Consider the following 18275-nt stretch of genomic DNA (forward strand, 5'->3'; position numbering starts at 1 on the left):
ACCTCTCTTTGCCTCCTTAAATATGAAACGTTAGAATTATTTATCCTTTGCGTTAAATAAAATAAAAGTTTGATAGGAATTTTTATTTTTTAATCCATTCCAGAATATTCGGATAGATAATGCTGTCTCTTTTTCTTTTACTGAAAAATCTTGGCGCATGCCCGGCACCTTTCATAAAAATGAATTTATGTGGAACTTTCATCTGGGTAAGCGCTGAGTCCATAGCAATTCCCTGATGCTGGTTGACCAGAACATCATTGTTTCCCTGGAATAGGAGGGTGGGAACATTTGTAATATTTGCGATAGGGCTGGCTTCCTTAAAGGCTTCAGATATATTTTTCCGGTCAAACTTAGTCCCAACTACCTTTTGAAAAGTAGGAGAAGTATATTTGGAATAAAAGGATTTCAGATATTCAGAACTGAAAAAATCTGTAGGTCCGCTTAAAGAAATGATTTTTTTAATCTGTTCAGGGTGCTGATAGCCATAAAGTAAAGCAAGATGTCCACCGGCGCTTTCTCCCAAAAGAATATAATTGTTGGGCTGAAGTTCTGCCTTTTCGGTTAACGAATTGAACTTCTCAATCACCAGACCAATATCTTCAAGCTGTTGTTTATAAGTAATTTTTTCCTTTGTAGAAACCAATCTATAATTTATGCTGATACTCGGTATCCTGTTTTCAAAAAGCATTTTCTGAACCTGAATCATATGTTCCTTTTTTCCTAAAGTCCAGGCTCCGCCATGAACGATAAGAACTACAGGAGCGTCTTCAGCATAATCTTTGGGAAGAAAGACATCCATTTTCTGTCTTTTGTGTTCGCCGTATTTCAAATTGTAAATCTTCTGCTGCCCTCCGGGACCTACCCAAACTCTGAATTTCGTATTACAGGACTGCAGGAGAAAACCAATGCATCCCATGACGAAAAAATGATACCGGAGAATGAACTTTTTCATTAATTAAATTTACGAAAAATTCTATTTATTTTAGAGAAGTCAAGACCTAATTAAAGTCTTTCTGCTGTCTTTGATGAAAGTCCTTTTTTTATTGTGATAACGTCTTTTTCTCCTTTTTTGAAAGTAAAAGAAATCTCGGTGTCATCATCCTGAAGAAAAAATACATCCTCTTTTTCGGCCAGCATTCTTACCTTGGGATCTTTATTGTTCTGAATAAAAAGCTGACCGTTTTCGTATAAAATATGGATAAGGCTATTATCAGAAAGCTCATAATCGCCAATATATTTTTTAAGAATATCAGCACTTAGTGTTGTTTCTTTTTTAGGTTGTGGAAGAGTATAAGGTTGTCCTAAAAGTGCTGCTAAAATAGTGTTTCCTGCTTTCTCCAGTTTTTTACTTGTGATATTGTTCAAAAGAATAATACAAAGATCATCCTCAGGAAGCATAGCAAAATAACTTGTGGAACCCTCTATATTTCCGCCATGGTTAATAAGTCTTTTCCCGTAAAGATCATCAATAAACCAACCATAGCCGTAGCCGCTCAAATAAGGTGTAGTAGCTTTTTTAAACGCTTCTTTGGAAACAATTTTATAATCTCTCAATCCTGAATAATAATTGTAAAGGTCTTCAACGGTACTGTAGATCTGTCCTGCAGGACCGGTTAATGTAGAATTCCAAACCTGTGTTTTTTCCTGTTTTGTCTTTGAAATATAAGAATAAGGAACCGTTTTGTAAGGACTTTTCAGAGCCCTATAGTTAAAGCCGGTGTGTGTCATTTTTAGAGGATTTAAGATGATTTTTCTTACAGCATCCTCATAAGAAAGCCCTGTTATTTTTTCAATGATAACGCCCAATAAAATATACCCTGAATTGGTATACGAAAATTGAGTGCCGGGTTCAAAATCCAGTAGTTCATTTTTAAAAAACGAAAGTTCCTGATCTTTGGTTATTGATTTTCCCGTGGGAAGCATGCTGAAGAACTCTTTATTGCGTAGTATTTCATAAACTCCTGAGGTGTGGGTAAGGAGATGTTCAATAGTGATTTCATTTCCTCTGGGATAATCCGGAATAAACTTTGAGATAGGATCTTTGAAAGAAAGTTTTCCTTCTTCACTTAGTTTTACAATAACCAGAGCCGTGAATGATTTGGTTAAGGAAGCAATCTGATACACACTTTTATCCTGATTGGGAATTTTTTTTTCTGCATCTTGCCAGCCATATGATCTTTCGAAAATATTTTTATTCTGATAATGAATTAAAGCTGTTCCGTTAAATTTATTAATGCCCTCAAATGCTTTTATAATACTGTCTATTTCCTGTTTTTTCTTTTCCTGATTAAAGCTGTTGGGATTTGTTTGACTCTGAGCTTCTAAAGTAGAGCAGAATGTACTGAACAGATAGAACAAACATCCTAAAGTTAAAATATGAAATTGACGCATCGTATCAGTTTTAAAAACGGTTAAAATTAAGCAGATTTTGTTTATATTGATAGTAGATTTTCAGCATAGCGGCTCAAAGAATTATTGTATCTGGGCAAATGTTTTGATATCGCCTTCAATGCTATAGACAGCGCTTCTTTGTGCTCTCCTGCTGAAGAAAGGGATAATGCTAAAAAAGAATCAACTGCATCATTCAGTTCATCAGAATAATTGGCTTTTTCTTCTCTTAAAATATGGATGCTTTCTTCTATTTTTCCATTATTTCTTAAGGTACTTGCCAGCTGGATTCTTGCTCTTCTTCTCCGTAAACCGGTTAACCCCTTATCCAATGCAGATCTGTACAAAGGTTCCGCTTCTTTTTCATGTCCTGTGGAATCAAAAGCACAGGCTCTTTCGAAATCTGCAATAGCCTGGGAATCTGAAAGTAAATCAACATGATTTTTAATTTGCTGAATAAACTTTTCGTTGCTTATTGTTCCAAGCTTCAGCCATATACTTTGCAATTGGATTTCCCAGTTTTCATTCATTGATTAGATTTTAAACAAAGATATAAAATATTGAAAGTGAAGCATTGTTTAATCATTCTTATAATTTTCAAAATTATTGTCAGATTATGAATCCAAAAACGGAATTAAATATTTATTTTTGCTGGACTTAACAAAGATTAAAAAAAAATTAAAATATGGCATCAGGCTTTTTTGCAATTTTGGATGATATTGCAGCATTGATGGATGATGTAGCAGTTACGAGTAAGATTGCTACCCAAAAAACAGCGGGAATTTTAGGAGACGACCTTGCTGTAAATGCAGAAAAAGCCACTGGCTTTCTTTCTTCAAGGGAAATTCCGGTTCTGTGGGCCATTACCAAAGGATCATTTATCAATAAACTGATTATTCTTCCTATCGTTTTTTTACTTAATTGGTTGTATGCTCCGGCTATTAATTATGTATTGATCCTTGGAGGATTCTATCTGGCTTTTGAAGGCGTTGAAAAAGTAATAGAATTTCTTTTTCACCGTGACAAAAAGGGTCATGAAGTTATAGAGGAAATTGAAGAAGACGAAAAAAGTTCTGAAGAAATTGAAAAAGAGAAAGTGAAATCGGCAATTACAACTGATTTTATTTTATCAATCGAGATCGTTATTATTGCTTTAGGAACCGTATTGGAAGAAAGTCATCCCTTCATTACGCAGATTTTAGTAACGAGCCTGGTTGCATTTATCGCTACTGTTGGAGTTTATGGAATTGTAGCTTTGATCGTAAGAATGGATGATGCAGGGTTTAAATTAATAAAGAAAAGTAACGATAAAGGTTTTTTCGGGAGGCTTGGACATCTATTAGTGAAGGCTTTACCTATTGTTATTAAAATATTAGGAGTTGTAGGAACAATTGCTTTGATAATGGTTGCTGGTGGAATTTTTCTGCATAGGATTGAATTTTTCCATGGGATATTTCCAACTTGGCCAGATGTTTTGAAAGAGCTTACTCTTGGTGTTGTTGGCGGATTGATAGCGGTTGCCGTATTTACTTTAGGAAAAGGAATCTATTCTTTAGCGACAAAAAGATAAAACAGAATTAGAATTAAATAACCAAAAAAATCCTGTACCCGAAAGAGTGCAGGATTTTTTATGATCAGGCTCAAAGATAAATTTAAACCTTGAATATAAAACTTTGAACTTTAAACAAAAAAAAGAGACTTGTAAAAAGTCTCTTTTTTTATATTAATTGAATAAATCTTTTACTTTATCAAAAAAAGTTTTTTCCTTTCCGGATGGTTCCGCTACCATTTCTCCGCTGGACATCTGCTTTTCAAAGAAATCTTTCTGCTCTTTAGTAAGCTTCTGTGGTGTCCATACATTGATGTGGATGAACATGTCTCCTTTACCATAACTGTCGATGCTTGGAAGTCCTTTTCCGGCTAATCTTAAGATTTTTCCGGATTGAGTTCCCGGATCAACGGTAATTTTTACTTTTCCGCCTACGGTAGGAATTTCTTTCTTAGTTCCTAAAGCAGCTTCAGCAAATGAAACATACAGCTCCTGGTGAAGATTATCGCCTTCTCTCTTGATCACTTGATCTACTTCCTCTTCAATAATAACCAACAAGTCTCCCGGAATTCCGCCAAATGGTGCATCATTTCCTTTTCCTCTTACATTAAGCTGGATGCCGTCTCTTGCTCCTGCCGGAATGTTGATCGTGATTTCCTCTTCATCTTTAATAAGACCTTGTGCATTAGCTCCCGCAGGAATTTTGTCAGCAACTTTTCCAATTCCCTGACAAGTACTACAAGTTGTCTGAGTCTGCATTTGACCAAACATGGTATTCATTACTTTTAACTGAACACCGGAACCGTTACAGGTAGGACATGTTTTTGAAGTGGCACCTTCTGCCATCTTCATTTTTTTAACTTTGATGGTTTTCTGAGTACCATTTACCATTTCCTCAAGGTTCAGCTTGATTCTGATTCTTAAATTAGAACCTTTCACCTGCTGGCGGCCTCCGCCGCCGCCACCGAATCCTCCGAAACCACCACCGAAAATATCTCCAAACTGGCTGAAAATATCTTCCATGTTCATTCCGCCTCCGAAGCCTCCGCCTCCGAAACCACCGTTTCCACCTACTCCGGCATGACCGAATTGGTCATATCTTGCACGTTTCTGATCATCGCTTAGAACTTCGTAAGCTTCAGCAGCTTCTTTGAATTTTTCTTCAGCCTCTTTATCCCCTGGATTTTTATCCGGGTGGAATTTGATGGCCATTTTACGGTATGCTTTTTTTATTTCGTCGGCAGATGCAGATTTGCTGATCTCAAGAACCTCGTAATAATCTCTTTTTGACATGACAATTTTATAATTGATTATTGATAAATGATAAAAGATATTGTAAAGCTAATAAGTGAAATATTCATCTATTATCACTCATCATTTATCATTTATGAATTTAATTTCCTGTTACTACTTTTGCAAAACGAATGACTTTATCACCTAAAGTATATCCTGTTTCAATAACGTCTACGATTTTTCCCTTCAAATCTTCCGATGGAGCAGGGATCTGAGTAATCGCTTCATGGAAATCAACATCAAAGCTGTCACCAGCCTTTACTTCCATTGTTTTTAAGCCTTTTTCGGTAAGTTTATTCTTGAATTTCTGATAGATCAGTTCTACACCCTGAAGGTCTGCCGGATTTCCGTTTTTAGCGATTTCTTTCAATGCTCTTTCAAAATCATCTAAAACCCCTAACATTGAAACCATCATCTCCTGGTTGGCGTACTGAAAGAATTCCATCTTCTCCTTAGTCGTTCTTTTTTTATAGTTTTCGAATTCAGCATACAATCTGATGTAACGGTCTTTTTCTTCTGCCAAAAGTTCCTCTGGAGAAAGAGTAGCTGTCACATTGTCCTGAGACGTTGCGTCATTCTGAACATTGTTTTCTTCCTGATTATTGATGCTTTCTTCGTTAATATCCTGGTTTTCCATAATTCAATATTTATTTACTGATTGTTTGACAAAGAGCCTGCCAAATCTAAAATCAGGACATTAAGGCAGGTTTTAATAATACTCTTGTTTTCTGGTAGTGTGCTAAAGTCCATATAACATTTAAACATCAAATTAGCTATCAGCAACTATTAATATAGAAAAAACCGACTCATTTCAAAGAGACGGTTTTTGTACATTCATTATACAGAATAAATTTTTATTTAGTTACTGTAGTTGTGGTAGGAGTATAAATACCAAAGGTAACTGCTGAAATAAGACCATTAAGGAATGTTTGTCTGGTGTGAACTGTGTAGTTCTCAGAACCATTTGCCAGTTTATTAGAATCTGAAACAGAAGCAGGAATTAAACCTTCCACAAAGTAATGGTTCCATTTGTTTGTTTTCTCGACTCCTATTGCTCCTTTTCCTACAACACTTGTGTACGAGTAACAAGATGTTAATAAAATTGACGCAGCTACGACAGCAGTCATAACTCTGAATGTGTTTTTCATTTTTTTAAATATTATAGTTAAAGTGTGTGTGAATTAATTTATTACAAAATCATTGATTTGATATCAATATTTATGCCTTTTTTAATTTTTTTTATGAAATAATTTAATTACCAGTATTTTGTTTAATAAATTGATAATTCATATAAATTGTTAATTTTGAATTTTAACTATAATATTTAAATTTAAATAATGAATATTAATTAAAAAAAAGTTTTATAAAGTAAATAGATGTTTAAAATAATTATTACAAAAGAAATAATCCAAACACAGACTTTAAGAAATGGCTTGTTGACAAACTCACCCATTTTAGCTTTATCATTGGTAAACATCACCAGAGGAACAACAGCAAAACTAAGCTGCATTGATAAAATGACCTGGCTTAAAACCAGTAATTCTGTTGTTCCCTGTTCGCCATAAAGAATAGCGACAATAAGCGCAGGAATTACAGCAATTAGTCGGGTGATCAGCCTTCTAAGCCATGGTTTTAATCTAATATTCAAAAAACCTTCCATTACAATCTGTCCTGCAAGTGTTCCTGTTAATGTAGAGTTTTGTCCGGAAGCCAACAAAGCAATGGCAAATGCAATGCTTGCCATGGAAGCTCCTAAGATGGGAGTCAGCATTTTGTAGGCATCATGAATGTCCGCCACATGTTCGTTCCCTGTAGTATGGAATGTAGCGGCAGCCAGAATAAGGATTGCTGCATTGATGAAGAAAGCCAGCATTAATGAAGCTGTACTGTCTATAGTTGCAAATTTTATCGCTTCTTTTTTTCCTTCCGTATCACGCGTGTAATCTCTGGTCTGTACAATGCTGCTGTGCAAATATAAGTTGTGTGGCATCACCGTAGCCCCTAAAATCCCGATAGCAATATAAAGCATCGCAGGATTCTGAATGATTTCCTTTTGTGGAACCAAACCTCCCAATATCTCATTAAAAGCAGGCTGTGAAATGATAATTTCATACACGAAACATGCCAGAATAATAAATATAAGCCCTCCTACAATACTTTCAATCCATCGGAAACCTTTGGACTGAAGCAAAAGAATAATTAAAACATCCACTGTTGTAATCACGATTCCCCAGGTCAGCGGGATATGGAATAACAGGTTTAATGCAATGGCTGAACCGATGACCTCGGCGAGATCACAGGCGGCAATGGCTATTTCACAGAATACCCAGAGAATAAAATTAGTGGTAGGACTGAAGTGGTCTCTACATGCTTGTGCAAGATCTCTTTCTGCAACTACTCCCAGTTTCACAGAAAGGTGCTGTAAAACCATTGCGAAAATATTAGAGATAAGAATTACCGATAGAAGGGTATACCCGAACTGAGCTCCTCCTGCAATATCAGTAGCCCAGTTTCCCGGATCCATATATCCTACGGCAATCATCAGACCCGGTCCTGCAAATGCAAGATATTTCCTCCAGAAAGTGGCATTTTTAGGGACTTTGATTGATGAATAAACCTCTGATAAGGAATGAGTTGTTTTATCTTTACGCCAGGCGCTTTTTATATTGAAATTCATAAATGTTAGAAATGACTAACAAATTTAATTAAATAAATGTAAACAGAAAGAATTAAGGCATAAAAAAATCCCGGAAATTGATTTCCGGGATCTAATTTTTATTAAGTCTAAAGATTATTTCGCAAATCTGATAGACATTTTTCTGTCAGCAGCTCTTTCAGCATCAGAAGCTTTTGCATCTACTTTAGCAAATTGACTTCCGTAACCGTCTGCAGCAATTACCTGTGCACCAACGCCAGCTTTAGCTAAAGCAGCTTTGATAAATTCAGCTCTTGCTTTTGACAATTTTACGTTAGAAGCTTCGTTTCCTGTTTTATCAGTGTAACCCCCAACTTTGATTTTTGCTTCAGGGAAAGCTTTAAGGATAGCCACCAAGTTATCCAATTGTCCTTGTGAACCTGTCTCAAGTTCAGTAGAACTTCCCATTTTGAAATTTACGTGATCGAAATCATACCACTTATCTTTCAATGCAGAATCATCAGCCGCATTTTTGTAACCGCCAGATTTCAGGAATGAAATCATCTGATCCTCCATACCACCTTTGTAACCTTTTAACATTACTCCGTTAAGGTCAATGTTTTCGTCGGTTTTAGCAGTAGCCGGAGCAGGTGTTGCAGTTGTAACTGTAGCAGCTGTATCTGAAGTAGAGCTGGTAGTAGCAGAGTCAGACGTAGTGGTAGTAGTGGTTGTCTGCTTCTTCTCGCACTGTTTCCATAAGAAATAGGCGGCTGCTATCAATAATAAAAGCGGAAGCAACCATTTCCAGATTGAACCTCCGCCTTGATTATCGTTGTTATTATTAAATTGTTCTCTTATTTCTCTTGCTCCTTCAGAAACATTTTCTCTTGCTGTAGCTACACCTTCAGAGATGTTATCTTTAGCAGTAGAAGTTACCGAAGAAACAGTTTCCTTAGCCTGACCAAACCAATTTTCAGCTCCTAATCCAAAGGAAGCTAAAGAAAGACCTGCCGGCAATAAAGAAGAAATAATGCCTTTCTGATCGTTCAGTAAGCTGGAAATACCAGAAGCACCCAGATTATTGTCTGCTGCATATTTCCCGACTGTACCTACTGTAGCTCCAGTCACCAGGTTTAACAAAGAACCTGCAGTCGTGTTGCTGACTCCTGAAAAACTGGCAATGGAATTGACTAATCCACTTACTTTATCTCCAAAAATTGAAGATAACAAAGTAGAAATAATAGGATTGCTAGACGATCCGCCTAATAAATTTCCTAAAATTCCACTTGATGAGGCTTGTGTAATAGCATCCACAACGCCAGGCTTATCTGCACTATTGGCTAATCCACCCACTACAGCAGGTAATAATCCACCAATTGCTTTAGAAATACCGGATTCACTTTCTCCAAACTGCGATGCAGCCTGTGAAACTAAAGCGGGACCTAATTGTCCTTTAATTAAATCAATGACATTTAAAGACATAATAAATAAATTTTTTTGATTAATGTTGACATAAATTTAAACAAAAATCTCTCCAAACGTCATTTTTTTTTGAATATTTCTTTAAATTTTAATGATTTTGTTCTAAATAATTAAAATTTTTAATAAGCTTTTGCGAATAATACACGTCTCTTAGAAGGTTTTCCAGAAATCAAAGAAATTCCTTCTTCTATGTCATTATCCAGAGGAATACATCTGATAGTTGCCTTCGTTTCGTCCTTAATTTGTTCTTCTTCTTCAGCTGTTCCATCCCAGTGAGCATAGATGAAGCCACCTTTCTCTTCCAGAACTTTTTTGAATTCTTCGTAAGTATCTACTTTCGTGATATTATTTTCTCTGAATTCAAAAGCTTTGTTATAGATATCCTGCTGAATAGTTTTCAATAAATCTTCAATATAAGAATCCAGACCTTCAATAGAACGAACTTCTTTTGTCAGATTATCTCTTCTTGCAATTTCAACAGATTTGTTTTCAAGATCTCTTGGTCCCATTGCAATTCTTACAGGAACTCCTTTCAATTCGTATTCTGCAAATTTCCAGCCCGGTTTATTCTGAGTGTCATTGTCAAATTTCACAGAAATACCTTTTGCTTTTAGTTTTGCCTGAATATCTAAAGCCACTTCACTGATTTGCTCTAGCTGCTCTTCTCCTTTAAAGATCGGAACAATTACTACCTGAATCGGTGCTAAAGTAGGAGGCAGTACCAATCCGAAATCATCGGAGTGCGTCATAATCAAAGCACCCATCAGACGAGTTGAAGTACCCCATGATGTAGCCCATGCATGTTCAATTTTTCCTTCTTTGTTGGTGAATTTTACATCAAATGCTTTTGCGAAATTCTGTCCTAAGAAGTGAGACGTTCCTGCCTGTAAAGCTTTTCCATCCTGCATTAATGCTTCGATACAATAGGTTTCATCAGCTCCAGCAAATCTTTCAGATGGAGTTTTCAATCCCTGAATTACCGGCATCGCCATAAAGTTTTCAGCAAAATCTGCATATACTTTATTCATTTTTTCTGCTTCTTCAATCGCTTCATCTTTTGTAGCGTGAGCAGTGTGACCTTCCTGCCATAAGAATTCTGCAGTTCTTAAGAAAAGACGTGTTCTCATTTCCCAACGAACAACATTCGCCCATTGGTTGATCAATATCGGTAGGTCTCTGTAAGACTGAATCCAGTTTTTGTAGGTATTCCAGATAATAGCTTCCGAAGTAGGACGAACGATAAGCTCTTCTTCCAGTTTCGCATCCGGGTCTACAATCAGTTTTGATGGATTGTCCGGATCGGTTTTTAGTCTGTAGTGGGTAACAACAGCGCATTCTTTTGCAAAACCTTCTGCATTCTTTTCCTCAGCCTCAAACAAGCTCTTGGGCACAAAAAGCGGGAAGTATGCGTTCACGTGACCTGTTTCTTTGAACTTTTTATCCATTTCATCACGCATTTTTTCCCAGATCGCATAGCCATACGGTTTGATTACCATACATCCACGCACGCCTGAGTTTTCAGCTAAATCAGCTTTTACCACCAGCTCATTATACCATTTGCTGTAATCTTCGCTTCTTGAGGTTAATTTTGCCATTATTTTTTAAAATTTTTTTAACTTTTGTACATTATTGTTATCTAAAAATAAAAATCTATTTTTGATAGATTTTTTACCAGTGTTTGGTACATTTTTGGTACACATTGCAAATATAATTTAAATTAAAAATTTTTACGTTATCATGAAAAGAAATATACATAAAAATTTGCTTGGTCTGCTAAGATCCAAAGGGATATTGGCTATATCGGGCGGATTATTACTTGTGTCTTGTGGTGCTCAGATGGGAGGGTATAGCGAGACAGACGGGGTGTATTACGACCCCAATAAGGATACGCTACCTGAAGGAGTTATCATTAATGATAGCGGGAACAGAGTAGGAGAATATTATGACTACTATCAGGATTCTAATGTCATTCAAAATGCACAAACGAATTCCAGAGAGCAGCAAAACAGATATAGTGACTGGAGTGGAACCAATACCAATTGGAACTCTAATGCCACAGATTCCGACTGGGGACTTTATGCAGGTTCTCAAACCAACTACTATGACAACTCATGGGGATGGGGATCTCCTTGGGGATGGTATGGTGGTTACAGCCCATATTGGGGCTGGGGTATGAACCGCGGCTGGGGCTGGGGTGCAAGCATGTCCTGGGGTTGGGGCGGATCATTCGGCTGGGGCTGGGGAGGCTCTTACGGATGGGGAAGTCCATACTGGGGATATGGTTATGGAGGATATTATGATCCATTCTGGGGTGGCTACGGAAACCCTTACTGGGGATATGGAGGAGGATACTGGGGTGGTGGATACTACAACAGACCTGTTTACAGAAGAAGCGGCATCAGTGGAGGAGGATTCCAGAATACTGGGGTAGCAAATGCTGTATACAGAACGAATACCAATAATTCAGGTTTCAGAAATAGTAATGGAAATGGCGGATTCAGAAACACCAATAACGGCGGCTTCAGAGACTCCAATTCAAATGGTGGTTTCAGAAACAGTAATGGTGGCTTCAGAGATAGCAACTCAGGAGGATTCAGAAACGGTAATTCAGGCGGATTCAGAAATACACAATCCAATGGCGGATTCCGTAATTCTGCGCCACAGACAAGGCCTAACTATAATTATCAGCAGCAGTCACAGCCGAGATATAATAACAATAATGGAGGCTTCAGATCTAATGATTCCGGAGGTTTCAGATCTAGCGGAGGCTTCAACGGCGGCGGCGGCTTCAGAGGTGGTTCTTCTGGCGGCGGTGGCGGAATGAGATCCGGCGGCGGAGGCAGAGGCGGCTTTAGATAATTGTTCAAACTAATAAACTATTAAAAAATAATGTTAAAAAAATCTTTAGTATTAATGAGTATTTCTGCTGCATTTTATGCGCAGGCTCAGGATGTTTCTGTGATAAGAAATACTGTGGATGTTTACTCAAATACTCCTATGGTGGGATCTGCTAAGTTTAATGCAATGGCTGGATCTAATGGTGCGCTAGGTGGTGATGCAAACTCTTTGCTTACCAACCCGGCAGGTTTAGGGGTTGCTATTTCAGGAGAGGTTTCAGGAACTTTATCTATTTTAGGAAATAAAAACAGCAGCTCTTTAGGAGGATCTACGATGAACTATAGCAAAACCAAAGGAGATCTTGGAAATGCAGGAGGAATAATCGCTTTTCCTCTGATGACGGAGACTAAATGGAAATTTATCAATATCGGTATCAATTTTTCCAATCAGCAGCTTGATAATGTAATCCAGTCGCCGGGAAATAATAATATCGTGTATGCTTTTGATAAAGCTGATGTAACGAAAGATGCTGCAATGGCAGGGCACATGTATGAAAGATACGGCAATTTGTCAAAAATGAGTTTTGGGGTTGGAGCGAATTACAATCATAATTTATATTTAGGAGCTGGTTTCAATTTTTTCAATGCTTCATTGGATCAATATGATACCTTATTTTATAGAAATCTAACGAACAATTCTACAGAAGGATTCAGTAAGCAGGATACTCCTTATTCAGAAAGGTCTTCAGGTTTTTCTGCTTCATTAGGGGTAATTGGAAAGCTAAGTCCTAATTTCAGATTGGGAGCATCTATTGAAACGCCTACATTCTGGAATATAGACAGAAATTATTATTTCTATAACGATCCTACTTATGGGGATGATATGGGGGCTGAAAACAGAAAGTTTACTTCACCGCTTAAAGCAACGGTGAGTGCTGCATTTGTAGCAAGTAAAAACTTCTCATTGAACGTAGACTATACCCTTGGACTTACAAAACCTGACTATAAAGTTTATGGAGGTGCAGAAAGAGAGTTAAATGACTTCTTTAAAGACAACTACAAGAATCTTTCAGAAGTAAGAGTTGGTGCTGAGTACAGAGTACAGCAATTCAGATTGAGAGGTGGTTATTCTTACCAGTCAAGTCCTTTTGATGCGCTTACAATCAGTAGATTTAATGATGCAGGAAGTGTAGGAGATCAGTCTTACAGCAATCTGATATTAAGTGACAGAAATACACTTTCATTCGGTATCGGATATGATTTCAAATCATTCTATGTAGATGCTTCTTATCAGAATATCTCTTCCAAATATACCAATCCTTTCATGAGAGGATATATGGGAGATAATTTTGATTCATCTTATTATTCTTCAAGTAAAATCTTCGAAAGTGATTCTTATGCAGTAAGTGATGTAAAAAGCAACAGAAACAACTTCTTCCTTACATTAGGGTGGAAATTCTAAGCTTTTAAAACATTAAAGTTATATATAACAAAAAGCTCCGGAATCCGGAGCTTTTTGTTTTTTAATCTGGATTCTGCACCAGATTCGGCTGGATCTGAATCTGCTGTTCAGGAATATATTCTACCACTCTGTTATGGGTATAAGGTACTGTATAAAAGGCATTGCTTCCACTTAAATGGGTGCCCGGATATTGTCTGTCGAGATCAAGTTTGTTTCTAAAGACATCGTATCTTCTATGTCCTTCAAAAGCCATTTCTAACCTTCTTTCCTGTAGAACTGCATCCAGAGTAGTTTGTCCTGCAGGTACTGAATTATATACAGGTATTCCGGCTCTTGTTCTGATGGTATTTACATCTGCGAGTGCTGAAGCGGTATTCCCTTTTTTGGCATTGGCTTCGGCTCTGTTCAGATATATTTCGGCCAGTCTTATAACAACCGGAGACCACAATTGTGGAACACCTTCCTGTAATGAACATTTTAAAACATAAAATTTAGGGTATCCATTTCTTTTATCCATATCGTTATCCAGGTAAACATAAGTTTTTCCACCTGCTGCGTTAACAAAATAATAGTTTGTTTTATTAGGTGTTACTTCAGATTGTACCTGATAATTGATATTATTCATGGTAAAATAAGTATTTCCATTCTGTTGGAAGGTCTTTTGAAATTGATAACTGTAGGTTACGGCACCGGATGAGTTGGTGCCCTTTTGTACCCAATATGCTACAGGAACTGCCGGACTGCTGTATTTTGGAGAAATAAACTTCAGTCTTGCATCCTGAGGATTCTGATTGATAAGATCCAGGTAAGAGGAAGAAGCATACATTTCACCCCAGCCCACATTCTGTATGGTGGCATACATAGAGCCTATAGTATACCAGCCATCACTATAGTCTCCATCTTTATTATATTTAAATGCAAAAATGGTTTCTGTATTGGTTTCGGGAGTTTTGGTGGCATAAGCAGGCAGTTCTGTTTTAGACAGAAGTGAATATTTCCCGGAATTGATGACTTTATCTGCATATTCTATTGCTTTATCATTGTTTTCCATGTATAAATAGACTCTGGAGAGTAAAGCCTGCGCTGCTTCTTTGGATGCATATATGTTATCTTTATTCAGGGTCATCAGTTTTTCAGCTTTCAGAAGATCTTTGACCACTTGATTGTATATTTCTCCCACAGTGGCCCTGCCAGGCAAATCGTTGACGTCGTCAGATAGCTTTAAAGGTACTCCGGAATTGCCTGTCCCTTGATTATATGGTCTTCCAAACACATTAACCATAGAAAAGTATACATAAGCTCTCAAGAAATAATTTTCGCCTATGAGCTGATCTGTTTCTGTATCTTTTCCTTCGGCAACCTTTGATATTACTCTGTTACACCCAATAATCGCCTTATATCCGGAGTTCCAGATGGTATTGGTGCGGGCATTGTTTTTAATACTTTTGTAATTATAATAATAGAAGAATGAATCGGTGGTAGTTCCGCTGATATCGATATTATCTCCACCATATTCACTGATCCTGTACAGGTTGTTGTAAAACCCGCCACCATCAGCATCCCCTTTAAGCAATGCATAATTTCCCAGCGTTATGGTCTTCAGTCCTGTTGCGTCCGTCAGAATAACATCAGACTCCATTGAATCATAGGGTGAACGGTCTATGTTACATGCCGTTAATGATATTATGAGAATGGGAATAAGTATTTTTTTCATAATTATTTTTTTAAAAAGAAAAGTTTAAGCCTAAAGAAAATCTTCTCGGAATAGGGTAGATCGCTCCTGCATTGCCAGAATAGGCGCTTTGGTTATCTGCATTACCAACTTCCGGATCCACTCCGGAGAATTTGGTGATGGTAAATAAATTTTCACCCATAATATAAATATTCGCTGATTTTATTTTCATCTTTTCTGTTAGAGCTGCCGGAAAATTATATCCTATTCTCAGGGATCTTAACTTGACAAAGCTGGCATCCTCAAGATAACGTGATGATGGCTTATTTGTTAATGAATTATTGTTGTATACAGCAACTGGGTGGGTAGCAATATCTCCCGGTTTCTCCCATCTTGTCCATCCATCTTTTAAGGCCATCTGGTTGTAATAAGGATAGGCACCGTCTGAATCAAATAATTCTCTGTACGAGTTATACACTTGTCCACCCTGTGAGAAGTAAAGATTCGCGGCAAGATAGAAATTTTTGATATTCAGATTAGTGCTTACAGAGCCGTAATAATCTGGTGTGGCAGCTCCTACTACCTGTACGGTAGCCAGGTTGTATTTTGAGGTTGCACTTCTGCTTCCATCCGGATTAATTACCTCCCATTGTCCTTCACCATTGTCCGGATTTACACCCAGCCACTTTCTCATATAGAAAGAGGTAACGTCATATCCCTGTATGGCTACATGATAATTGTCTAATACCTGTGTACTGTTGTTTCGGGTTGAAAGTACGCTGTTTTTATAGGTGCTGATATTGAATCCCAGATCCCAGCTGATATCTTTTGAGCGGATAATGGAATAATTTACATTGAATTCCCAGCCTTTGTTTTTGACGTCACCTATATTCAGGTACTGTCTGTCAACACCTGTCAGTGATGGCAGAGGGACAAGCACCAGTAAGTCTTTCGTCTTATTATTAAAATAGTCAATATTTAAAGTCAGTCTGTTGTTAAATGCCCTGATATCCGTACCGATATTATTCTGATAGATAGATTCCCAGGTTAGTCCAGCGTTTCCGAGCTGAAACCATGTTGCTCCTATCTGTCCGTTATATTTCTCTGTAAGCCTATATAGATCCTGCCATCCGTAATCAGGGCTTGGGGTATTTCCCACAAGTCCTCTGCTTGCTCGTAATTTCCATTCGTTAACAGGTTTTACGTTGAAAAAATTTTCTTTATGAATATTCCATCCTACACTATACGCATAGAATAAGCCATTTCTTTTGTTGGCTCCAAATGCAGAAGATGATTCGCTTCTTAAGGATCCCTGGATAAAATATTTTTTATCATATACATACTCGGTATTAAAGAGGAGGGCATTATAAGCACGGTCAAGCTTTCTCCCTGTAGGCTTTTGACCTGTGGTTGCACCGGTATTAAAAATATCTGTACCAGGTACTACGCCATAAACACCTGCACGTGATTCCTTATAGAACCTGTCAGTATATTCATACGCAGCTAATGCGTTGATGTTATGATTTCCAAAATCTTTATCAAACCTCAGCATCTGGTTGAAAAATTTGCTAATATCTTTTTGATAATTTTCTGTTAGCTGTCCTTTATTACTTGTTCCGCTGATCGATCTGGGATCGGTATAGTACATATCATCATAGTTTTTGTAAGTGACATTGTTTGTACTGATGAATTTGAGATAATCGGTAAACTTGATTTCAGCATCTATATTTCCTATGAGATCCAGCTGATTACTTTTACCATAGTTCCATTGAAGGTCATAAAGGTAATTGCTTTTATCCCTTCCATACCAATCTGTGTAATCCTCATCAACCCGGATCAGGTTCCCATTGGCATCTCTGGGATTATCCCATGGCATATTAAGGTACATTTGATAAAGTGAAGCCTGTGTATCTTTTCTCGTGGTATATGATAAACTGACTTTAGGTTTCAGTATCAACCATGGTTTTATGGTTTGTTCATGATTGATTCTGAATGAGAGCCTGTTAAATTCATCTCCTTTAATAGTTCCGGTTTCATTATAATAATTTCCTGAAATATAGGTTTTGGAATGGTCGGACCCGCCTCTGAAATCAATAGTGTAATTTTGTACAACTCCTGCTTGTGTACCATCTTTCAGCCAGTTGTAGCCATCGTTTCTGAGTGTTTCGGGGATGGCCGGGGCTCCTTTTAATGAGGTGAAATAATCATACAGCTGCGTTCCGTTCATAAGTTTGAAGCGCCCGTTGTTAAACACATTAAAAGAATTAGTAAGAGATGCACTTAATGTTCCTTTTCCTGAATTTCCTGATTTGGTAAATACCTGTACAATACCATTTGCTGCTTTAGAGCCATACAAGGCTGTAGAAGCAGCATCTTTTAAGATGTTGATACTTTCAATCTGATTGGGATCCAGGTTGGGGGCATAGGGCATTACTACACCATCCACCACCCAAAGGGCATTACTTGGGCCATTGATAGTGGAAGTACCCCTGATTTTTACAGTGGCTACAGAGCCTGCAGAACCTCCGCCAGGCAAGATCTGAACTCCGGCAGCTTTTCCCTGCAGAAGACCGGATACGCTGGAGGTGTTGGAATCCTGGAGTTTTTTGTCGGAAATAACAGAAACAGCTGCTGTAAGGCTGGATCTTTTCTGGGTCTTGTAACCGATAATTACAATGTCATCAATCTTTTTTTCTTCTAAAGAATCTGTTTTTTTCGTAGTCTGAGCCGCTATGAAACCGGTCATTAAAAAAAAACAGACTGATGTTGTTAAGTTTTTATGTTTCTTCATACATTATTAGGTGCTGTTGATGTAGCTAATGTACAAAAAACAATGTATTGTTATTATTTGTTTGTTAAAAAATGTTAAACAATGTGTATTTTTCACTTTATAATGTAAATGTTTAATTTTTATTTATTTTTTCATGTAAAATATTTTTAAAAAAACAAATTTTAAC

14 protein-coding genes are annotated in these 18275 nt (G+C 37.3%); 3 read left to right on the top strand and 11 right to left on the bottom strand.

What is annotated here, in order from left to right; translation table 11 throughout:
• Positions 1-82: 82 nt before the first annotated feature.
• From LKL37_RS01495 to LKL37_RS01505, 3 genes are read right to left on the bottom strand one after another with little or no spacing between them, the layout of a single operon-like run.
• Positions 83-952, bottom strand: a complete 870-nt coding sequence (locus LKL37_RS01495; protein ID WP_431608808.1) for an alpha/beta hydrolase — start codon at positions 950-952, stop codon at positions 83-85.
• Positions 953-1002: 50 nt separating this feature from the next.
• A complete protein-coding gene (locus LKL37_RS01500; RefSeq protein WP_431608809.1) occupies positions 1003-2391 on the bottom strand; it encodes a serine hydrolase in 1389 nt (462 codons plus the stop codon).
• 41 nt (positions 2392-2432) lie between these two features.
• The gene (locus LKL37_RS01505) at positions 2433-2918 is read right to left on the bottom strand and encodes a tetratricopeptide repeat protein (protein WP_431608811.1); all 486 of its coding nucleotides are present in this window, start codon (positions 2916-2918) and stop codon (positions 2433-2435) included.
• A gap of 155 nt (positions 2919-3073) precedes the next feature.
• Between LKL37_RS01505 and LKL37_RS01510 the strand changes: the two genes are divergently transcribed.
• Positions 3074-3958, top strand: coding sequence for a DUF808 family protein (locus tag LKL37_RS01510; RefSeq protein ID WP_431608812.1), 885 nt, complete (start codon positions 3074-3076; stop codon positions 3956-3958).
• A 153-nt stretch (positions 3959-4111) separates the two neighbouring features.
• On the opposite strand, the gene dnaJ is transcribed toward LKL37_RS01510, so the two are convergent.
• The 6 genes from dnaJ to proS form a co-directional block, all read right to left on the bottom strand.
• Positions 4112-5230, bottom strand: coding sequence for a molecular chaperone DnaJ (gene dnaJ, locus LKL37_RS01515; RefSeq protein WP_431608813.1), 1119 nt, complete (start codon positions 5228-5230; stop codon positions 4112-4114).
• A 100-nt stretch (positions 5231-5330) separates the two neighbouring features.
• Entirely contained in the window at positions 5331-5867 is a 537-nt protein-coding gene (locus LKL37_RS01520; RefSeq protein ID WP_431608814.1) for a nucleotide exchange factor GrpE, read from the bottom strand.
• Between the two features lie 217 nt (positions 5868-6084).
• Entirely contained in the window at positions 6085-6378 is a 294-nt protein-coding gene (locus tag LKL37_RS01525; protein WP_431608815.1) for a Bor family protein, read from the bottom strand.
• 200 nt (positions 6379-6578) lie between these two features.
• Positions 6579-7907, bottom strand: a complete 1329-nt coding sequence (locus tag LKL37_RS01530; RefSeq protein ID WP_431608816.1) for an Nramp family divalent metal transporter — start codon at positions 7905-7907, stop codon at positions 6579-6581.
• 114 nt (positions 7908-8021) lie between these two features.
• Positions 8022-9347 carry a DUF937 domain-containing protein gene (locus LKL37_RS01535; RefSeq protein WP_431608817.1) on the bottom strand — a complete coding sequence of 442 codons (1326 nt, stop codon included), beginning with the start codon at positions 9345-9347 and terminating at the stop codon, positions 8022-8024.
• A gap of 119 nt (positions 9348-9466) precedes the next feature.
• Entirely contained in the window at positions 9467-10942 is a 1476-nt protein-coding gene (gene proS, locus LKL37_RS01540; RefSeq protein ID WP_431608818.1) for a proline--tRNA ligase, read from the bottom strand.
• Positions 10943-11084: 142 nt separating this feature from the next.
• On the opposite strand from proS, the gene LKL37_RS01545 reads away from it, so the two are divergent.
• Complete coding sequence (locus tag LKL37_RS01545; protein ID WP_431608819.1) at positions 11085-12206, top strand: prolyl-tRNA synthetase; 1122 nt, start codon at positions 11085-11087, stop codon at positions 12204-12206.
• 54 nt (positions 12207-12260) lie between these two features.
• Complete coding sequence (locus tag LKL37_RS01550) at positions 12261-13646, top strand: OmpP1/FadL family transporter (RefSeq protein ID WP_431608820.1); 1386 nt, start codon at positions 12261-12263, stop codon at positions 13644-13646.
• 61 nt (positions 13647-13707) lie between these two features.
• Here LKL37_RS01550 and LKL37_RS01555 read toward each other — a convergent pair whose 3' ends face one another.
• Positions 13708-15360, bottom strand: coding sequence for a RagB/SusD family nutrient uptake outer membrane protein (locus LKL37_RS01555; protein ID WP_431608821.1), 1653 nt, complete (start codon positions 15358-15360; stop codon positions 13708-13710).
• A 10-nt stretch (positions 15361-15370) separates the two neighbouring features.
• Positions 15371-18109, bottom strand: a complete 2739-nt coding sequence (locus LKL37_RS01560; protein WP_431608823.1) for a SusC/RagA family TonB-linked outer membrane protein — start codon at positions 18107-18109, stop codon at positions 15371-15373.
• Between the last annotated feature and the right edge of the window lie 166 nt (positions 18110-18275).

The organism is Chryseobacterium sp. 'Rf worker isolate 10', assembly GCF_050753305.1.
Lineage (GTDB): Bacteria > Bacteroidota > Bacteroidia > Flavobacteriales > Weeksellaceae > Chryseobacterium.

Excerpts from the sequence above, each read along its gene's own strand:
- LKL37_RS01500 (WP_431608809.1), bottom strand. The coding sequence starts at position 2,391 with ATGCGTCAATTTCATATTTTAACTTTAGGATGTTTGTTCTATCTGTTC.
- LKL37_RS01560 (WP_431608823.1), bottom strand. The coding sequence starts at position 18,109 with ATGAAGAAACATAAAAACTTAACAACATCAGTCTGTTTTTTTTTAATG.
- LKL37_RS01530 (WP_431608816.1), bottom strand. The coding sequence starts at position 7,907 with ATGAATTTCAATATAAAAAGCGCCTGGCGTAAAGATAAAACAACTCAT.
- LKL37_RS01520 (WP_431608814.1), bottom strand. The coding sequence starts at position 5,867 with ATGGAAAACCAGGATATTAACGAAGAAAGCATCAATAATCAGGAAGAA.
- LKL37_RS01555 (WP_431608821.1), bottom strand. The coding sequence starts at position 15,360 with ATGAAAAAAATACTTATTCCCATTCTCATAATATCATTAACGGCATGT.
- proS (WP_431608818.1), bottom strand. The coding sequence starts at position 10,942 with ATGGCAAAATTAACCTCAAGAAGCGAAGATTACAGCAAATGGTATAAT.
- LKL37_RS01510 (WP_431608812.1), top strand. The coding sequence starts at position 3,074 with ATGGCATCAGGCTTTTTTGCAATTTTGGATGATATTGCAGCATTGATG.
- LKL37_RS01495 (WP_431608808.1), bottom strand. The coding sequence starts at position 952 with ATGAAAAAGTTCATTCTCCGGTATCATTTTTTCGTCATGGGATGCATT.
- LKL37_RS01535 (WP_431608817.1), bottom strand. The coding sequence starts at position 9,347 with ATGTCTTTAAATGTCATTGATTTAATTAAAGGACAATTAGGTCCCGCT.
- LKL37_RS01505 (WP_431608811.1), bottom strand. The coding sequence starts at position 2,918 with ATGAATGAAAACTGGGAAATCCAATTGCAAAGTATATGGCTGAAGCTT.
- dnaJ (WP_431608813.1), bottom strand. The coding sequence starts at position 5,230 with ATGTCAAAAAGAGATTATTACGAGGTTCTTGAGATCAGCAAATCTGCA.
- LKL37_RS01525 (WP_431608815.1), bottom strand. The coding sequence starts at position 6,378 with ATGAAAAACACATTCAGAGTTATGACTGCTGTCGTAGCTGCGTCAATT.
- LKL37_RS01550 (WP_431608820.1), top strand. The coding sequence starts at position 12,261 with ATGAGTATTTCTGCTGCATTTTATGCGCAGGCTCAGGATGTTTCTGTG.
- LKL37_RS01545 (WP_431608819.1), top strand. The coding sequence starts at position 11,085 with ATGAAAAGAAATATACATAAAAATTTGCTTGGTCTGCTAAGATCCAAA.